Source organism: Frankia sp. Cppng1_Ct_nod (assembly GCF_920656135.1).
Classification (GTDB): domain Bacteria; phylum Actinomycetota; class Actinomycetes; order Frankiales; family Frankiaceae; genus Protofrankia; species Protofrankia meridionalis.
In genome coordinates this window covers 1-6,335 of the sequence record NZ_CAKKTK010000015.1, presented here as the reverse complement: position 1 = coordinate 6,335, position 6,335 = coordinate 1, and the positions used below count along the sequence as shown (strand labels likewise).

Annotated in this window: 4 protein-coding genes; 3 read left to right on the top strand and 1 reads right to left on the bottom strand. The window is 68.4% G+C overall.

What is annotated here, in order from left to right; all coding sequences use genetic code 11:
- Positions 1-43: 43 nt before the first annotated feature.
- Positions 44-1,360: a TIM barrel protein gene (locus NBW77_RS06820; RefSeq protein WP_250279449.1), complete on the top strand. Its 1,317-nt coding sequence runs from the start codon at positions 44-46 to the stop codon at positions 1,358-1,360.
- A gap of 206 nt (positions 1,361-1,566) precedes the next feature.
- The gene (locus NBW77_RS06815; RefSeq protein ID WP_131745724.1) at positions 1,567-3,309 is read left to right on the top strand and encodes a PEP-utilizing enzyme; all 1,743 of its coding nucleotides are present in this window, start codon (positions 1,567-1,569) and stop codon (positions 3,307-3,309) included.
- Between the two features lie 234 nt (positions 3,310-3,543).
- Here NBW77_RS06815 and NBW77_RS06810 read toward each other — a convergent pair whose 3' ends face one another.
- Positions 3,544-4,254: a siderophore-interacting protein gene (locus NBW77_RS06810; RefSeq protein WP_250279448.1), complete on the bottom strand. Its 711-nt coding sequence runs from the start codon at positions 4,252-4,254 to the stop codon at positions 3,544-3,546.
- A 533-nt stretch (positions 4,255-4,787) separates the two neighbouring features.
- On the opposite strand from NBW77_RS06810, the gene NBW77_RS06805 reads away from it, so the two are divergent.
- Positions 4,788-6,335, top strand: a 1,548-nt coding sequence (locus tag NBW77_RS06805) for a glycosyltransferase family 2 protein (protein WP_131745733.1), incomplete at its 3' end; no start/stop codon positions are given.

The following is a 6,335-nucleotide window of genomic DNA, read 5'->3' as shown; positions in this document are numbered from 1 at the left end:
AAGCGGGAGCCCGCTAAGCGGGAGCCCGCTAAGCGGGAGCCCGGTGAGCGGGAGCCCGGACGGATCCGCGCCGGAGGACCTCGACGGCGCCGTGCTGTCCTTCCACTCGCTGCCACCGGTCATCGAGCCGCGGCGGCGGGTCCGGGCGGCACGCGCCGCCGGTTTCACCTCGGTGGGCCTCAGCCTGAGCTGGTTGCGGGGCTGGCTCGCGGACGGCCATACCCTCACCGAGCTGGAGGACCTGCTTGCCGAGAGCGGTGTCACGGTCGGTGAGCTGGAGACGCTGCGTCCCTTCGGCGCACAGCCCGACGCGGCCGAGGACCTCTGCTGGACGGTCGCGGAGCGCTTACGGGTGCCCTACGTGGGGGCCATCGGTTCCTACGAGGGCGGGTGGGACGACGCGGTCGCCCGCTTCGCCGCGCTCTGCGACCGGGCGGCGGGCGTGGGCGAGGGTGTCGTGGTCGGGCTTGAGTTCCTGCCGTTCACGAACCTGGCGGACGCGGCCACGGCGGCGGCGCTGGTCGCGGCGGCCGGTCGTCCGGGCGGCGGGGTGTGCGTGGACGTCTGGCATGTCCACCGCGGCGGTGGGACCCTGGCCGATCTCACGGAGAGTCTCTGGCCGCATGTCGTGCGGCTGCAACTGTCCGACGGTCCTCTCGCGGCCGAGGACGACGACCTGCTGGCGGACTGCATGGCCAACCGACGGCCGTTCGGCGACGGCGAGTTCGATCTGGCGGGTCTGCTCGCGGCCGCGGCCCGCCATCGCCCGGGGGCGGGCCTGTCCGTCGAGGTCATCTCATCCCGGCTGCGCGGGGAGCCGCCCGAACAGGTCGCGCTTCTTCTCGCGGCAGGGCTGCGGACGTTGCTACGAGGTCGGGAGGCGAGGACGGTGAGCACCGTATCGTCCACTCCGTCGTTGGTCATGACCCGGGCACTGGAGATCGGGATCGTCGTCGACGACCTGGCGGGCATGGTCGCCTTCTATATCGAGGCGCTCGGCTGTACCGAGGTGCATCGCTCGGAGGTACCGGCCGGGCTCAACGCGCGGTTGGGACTGGGCGGGGCGACAACGGTGGTGTGGCTGCGCACGCCATGGGGGGAGCGGGTCAAGCTGCTGCGACCTGCGTCCGCCGCGACCCCGCTCGCCGCGGCCGTGCCGATCGCCACCCGTCGTGGGCTGTCCTACCTCACGTTGTACGTTCAGGACGCCGCGGGGGTTGCCGAGCGGATGCGTGACGGGGGAGCGAGCCCGCTGTCCGACCCGCCACTGGTCGAGGCGAGCGGCAGGCGAATCGCCTTCTGGGCCGACCCCGAGGGCAACGTCATCGAGCTGGTCGAGGATCTCGACCATCCCCGGTGAGCTCGGCGGGGAAACTGGGCACATCCGAGACTTTCTGTTGACAACATACAGTTAGTCCCATGTAATGGCCGTCACATAGGTGACGGCCATCCTGGCCAAAGGTAGCGCGATCGCGATTCTTCTCGCGTCGCCGGAGGCCCCATGGGTCCCTGAGGCAGGGCGGCCGTGCGTGCTGACGCTTGGCGTCAGGAGAGAAAGGACGCGTCGTGCAGAGCTGGGTCGCAGACTGGGAGCGCAGCCCGCGGCTGCCTCACTACACCAGGGCCAACGCGGGTGAGACGTTACCCGAGCCCGCGAGCCCGCTGGGCTGGACGCTGGCCTACGTGCACGTGCTGAGGGGATGGCGGACGGGCTTCATCGACCTCGGGGTCTACCGCTCCGACGAGCTGTCGACCGACCGACCCGAGATCGCAGGCCTCTTCGGGGGCTACTTCTACCTGAACCTGTCCCATATGAGGTTGTTCTCGCTACGCCTGGGAGTGCCGGTCGAGCAGACCGACCGGGCGTTCGTCGGCCAGCGCCCGGACATCCCGCCCCACGTCGCGCATCCGGACGACGTCGACGAGGAACGTTCGGCGAAGGCCGGTGCCTCGGTGCAGCGGCTGCTCGGAGCGACGGAGTTCCCCGACGCCGTTGCCGACCGCGAGCGGGTACTCGCGATCCGACGCGAGCGCCCCGACCTCACCACCCTGTCCGACGCCGAGCTGGTGGCACGGGCCCGGGCGCTGCTCGCAGAGAGCGAGGGCAGCATCTTCTACCGCCACCTGGTCTCGACGCTCCCGGCGAGCTTCGGCCCCGGCATCCTCGGGCCGTTGTGCGAGAGCGTCGGACGCGGCGGTGACCTGCTCGACCTGATCAGCGGCATCGGTGACATCGACTCCGCCTCGCCGGCGGTCGGGCTGTGGGACCTGTCCCGCCTGGTGCCGGGGTCGGCGGAGGTCGGCGCACTGTTCGACGCCGGTCCGGCCGCGGTGGCCGCCGCCCTGGGAGATACCGCCACAGGTGATGTCGCGGCGTTCCGGGACGCCTTCGCCGCCTTCCTCGCCGACTACGGGGACCGCGGCCCCAACGAGTGGGACATCCACTCGTTGCCGTGGGAGGTGGAGCCGACCGCGGCCATCACCCTGATCGACCGGCTGCGACACAGCCCGGATTCGGAGGCTCCGGCTTTCCGCCACGACAAGCTCGCCGCCCGCCGCGCGCAGACCGCGGCCGAGATCCGTAAGGAGCTCGCCGACAACGCCGAGGCGCTGGCCACCTTCGATGTCGGAATGCAGGCCGTCGACGTCTGGATGCCCGCGCGGGAACGCACCAAGGCCAACTGCGTCGCCGCCCTGCACGAAATCCGCGTGACCATCCGTGAGCTCGGCCGCCGCGGCGTCGAAGCGGGCCGCTTCGCCCGTCCCGAGGACGTCATGATGCTGCTCGCGGACGAGCTCGACGACTACCTCGCCGACCCCGGCCGGTTCACCGAGATCATCGCACGGCGTCTGGTCGAGTACGGAGAGCTCGCTGAACTGGAGCCGCCGTTCTTCGTCGCCGAGGACCCCGACATCGCCACCTGGCCGCGCCGGGACCGTGAACTGCCCGCACCGGCCCTCGAGGGGGACGTGTTCACCGGCGTCGGAGGCAGTCACGGTGTCTATACCGGCCGGGTGCGGGTCGTCACCGAGCTGGCCCAGTGCGAGGCCCTCGAGCCCGGAGAGGTTCTGGTCTCCCCGATCACGGATGCGGCGTGGACCCCGTTGTTCCTCGTGGCCGGCGCGGCCGTGGTGGACGTCGGCGGGCTCAACAGCCATGCCGTTGTGGTCTGCCGGGAGCTCGGCATCCCGTGTGTCATCTCTGTGGGTGACGGCACGACGCGGCTGCGCGACGGCGTCGAGGTGACCGTGGACGGCAACACCGGCACGGTCACGGTGCTCTCGGCTCCGGTCCCCGCCGGAGTCTGAGCCACGCGGCACACTGCCGACGGGTACCACCAGCGAACGGGTGGGATGCGAAGCGAACTACCCAACGCTTCGCATCCCACGGGCCGGGGCTCCCACGGGCCGGGGCTCCCACGGGCTGGGGCCGTCGCCCTCGCCGGCGGGGGTCAAGACCGACATCCACCGGGTCGGCCAGGGCACCGACGGCGTTGATCACGGTGGCTATATGGCTGTCCTTTTTTGACCTGACCTGCTTACTCACTCCATTCCTGTCTTGCCGGGTGTCCAGAACGGTTTGGTCAGTACGTTGCGGCGGGGCCAACCCCGATCGGTGACGAGGTGGCGGAGGGTCGCTTGAATGGTCCGGGCCTCGCCGGCGAGGTAGGCCATGCCGGGCTGGTCGGGGATCTCGAGGCGGCGTACTGCTTCGAGCAGGCTGGTGGAGGACGCGGCCGGCGTACCGTGGCGGTAGTGCCAGTGCACGCGGCCGGGCAGTGGCAGTTCGTCGTCGTCGCTGTCGACCTCGATGATGGCGCGTGCATCCTCGGTGGTGGGCAATGCGCGCAGCATCGCGCCGAAGGCGACCGAAGCGGTCTCCTCGCCGACGAACAGGTGATGGGTGGCCGGTCGCAGAGTGAAGTCGCCCTGCGGTCTGCTGAGCAGTACGTCGTCGCCGGTCCGCAGGGTTCGGGCCCAGTGCGCGCCTGGTCCGTCGCCGTGGTCGAAGATGCACAGTTCGAGTGTTGTTCCGTCGTAGTCCCAGATCGAGTAGGTGCGTCGTAGGCCGGTCAGCCAGTCGAGCGGCCCGGCCAGGCCCGCTACCTGGACTCGAACGTGCTGGCCGGGCGTCCAACGCAGGCCCTGCAGGGCCTGCCCGCCGAGGCGCAGAAGGCGCATCCGCGGTGTGAGCTGGTCGATGTTCACAATGTGTGCGCGGATCATGAGCGGGTCGAGTAGTCGACGCTTCATGCGGCATCCTGTCCCAATGCCGGGCTGGCTCGTCGCCGGCCAGCACCGATCTGAGTACACCGGCGCAGATTCGACCGGTCCCACGGTGTTGGTCTTGAGACGGCCGTGGAGGATGCGGCGCTGCGAACAATTCCGTCCATCGGGGTGGGGTGTGGCATACGCGATATTACCCGGAGGTCGGAGCACAATGTCGGCGCGCCGCCGGATCGCGGAAACCGCGTGTTAAACGACCGAGCGATTTCGTCGGCCTTCGGCTGGCGCGCCGCGTGCTCTCCACAGCCAAAGCGGCGATAGCCTTGCGAAGTATCCGGCCGGTTACCCCGAGTCCCGATTGGAGTGGTTGCGTTCCGCCGCCCAAGGTCGAGAACCGGGATCGTCGCCCCTTTACGGCCGGTACCGCTCGGGTCCGGGCTACTTATTCGCGCGTTTTATCGCGCGTTTTATCGCGCATTGATTGAGATCCTGGCCGTCTGAATCACGCAGGACTTCCTGGTGGCGGCCGAACGGCTGAATGTTTGCGAAAGGTGACTGGTATGGCTCGCGATGCGGTGCCTGTCGACTTCACCGCGTCGACTCTGGACAGCCACGACGGCCAACGTCGGGGCGATCAGGAGTTGACCGTGCCGGGGGTTCCTGCTGGACCGGCCGAACCGATCCGGCAGGCTCGGGAGCCGATCGGGGGAGACTGGGAGCCTCACGTCCCCGGACGGTTGCCGGAATGGATTCCGCGGCCGCGCGTACCGGCCGACCGCCTCCCGCCCGGACACTGGTCCCGGCGGGTGGCCGCCCCGGCGAGCCGGCGGTTGGGACTGGTCGCCGGCGTATTGGTGATCGTGTTGGGAGCGATCTACCTGGTCTGGCGTGCGGGAACCCTGGGCGGGACCGGCATGATAGGGCGCGTCTTCTACGGAGCAGAACTACTGAGCTACGTAGCGCTCGCCTGGACGGCGGTGATGCTGGGTCGTTACCGGCCTGGAGATGCTCGCCGTCCTGGTCCGCCCACGGGTACTCTTGACGTCTTCGTGACGGTGTGTGGCGAACCCGCGTCGATGGTCGAGCAGACGTTGCGCTGTGCGCTGGCCATCGACTATCCGCACCGGACCTATGTTCTCAACGACGGCCGGATATCCGGCAGGAAGAACTGGCGCGAAATCGACGCGCTCGCGGCCCGCCTCGGTGTGCCGTGCTTCACCCGCGTTGACGGCACGTCGGGAAAGGCCGGCAACCTCAACCACGCGCTGGCCCGTACCGACGGCGACGCGATCCTGACTCTCGACGCCGATCATCTTGTGGTACCGGATGTCGCTGAACAGCTGGTCGGCTACCTGCATGATCCGAAAGTCGGGTTCGTCTGCACCGCCCAGTGTTTCGATACGGGTCGCCTCGACATGCTGAACAACGCGGAATCTATATTCTACCGTGCCTTCCAGCCGGCGAAGGACAGGGACGGAAGTGCTTTCTCCACCGGCAACGGAGCACTTTACCGTCGGTCCGCACTTGAATCTACAGGTGGATTCAGCGAATGGAACATCGGCGAGGACATTCATACCTCGTATCAGATTCATGCCCGCGGCTGGTCCAGCGTCTACCACGCCCGAGCGGTATCCATCGGGACGGCGCCGGCAACTGTGGCCGTCTACGCAAGACAGCGATTCCGGTGGATGATGAACTACATGCGCCTGATGCTGTTCGACAGTCCGCTGATCAAATCCGGCCTGAGTGGCTGGCAGCGGGCACACTACCTGCATTCCACACTCAGTCCGCTGCTGGCTTCGAGTCAGGCGGTCTTCATAGTCGGTCCGCCGCTCGCCATCATCTTCCGGACCCCGTTCTCCTCGGAGACCCCGGAAGCGCATCTGCTGTTCGTGGGACCGTATCTTGCCAGCTCGCTGCTGTTCATGGTGGCCTGCGGCGGTGCTGGGAGTGCGATCCGCACGGCGGCGATGACCCTGTTCAATGCGCCGCTCTACCTGACCGCCTTCTTCCGGGTCGTCCTGTGGCACCGGCCCCGGGCTTCCGCGACCGAGAAGGCGTTTCAACCGAGGATGTCGGTGCTCCTTCTACCGCAGATCGTGTTCGCG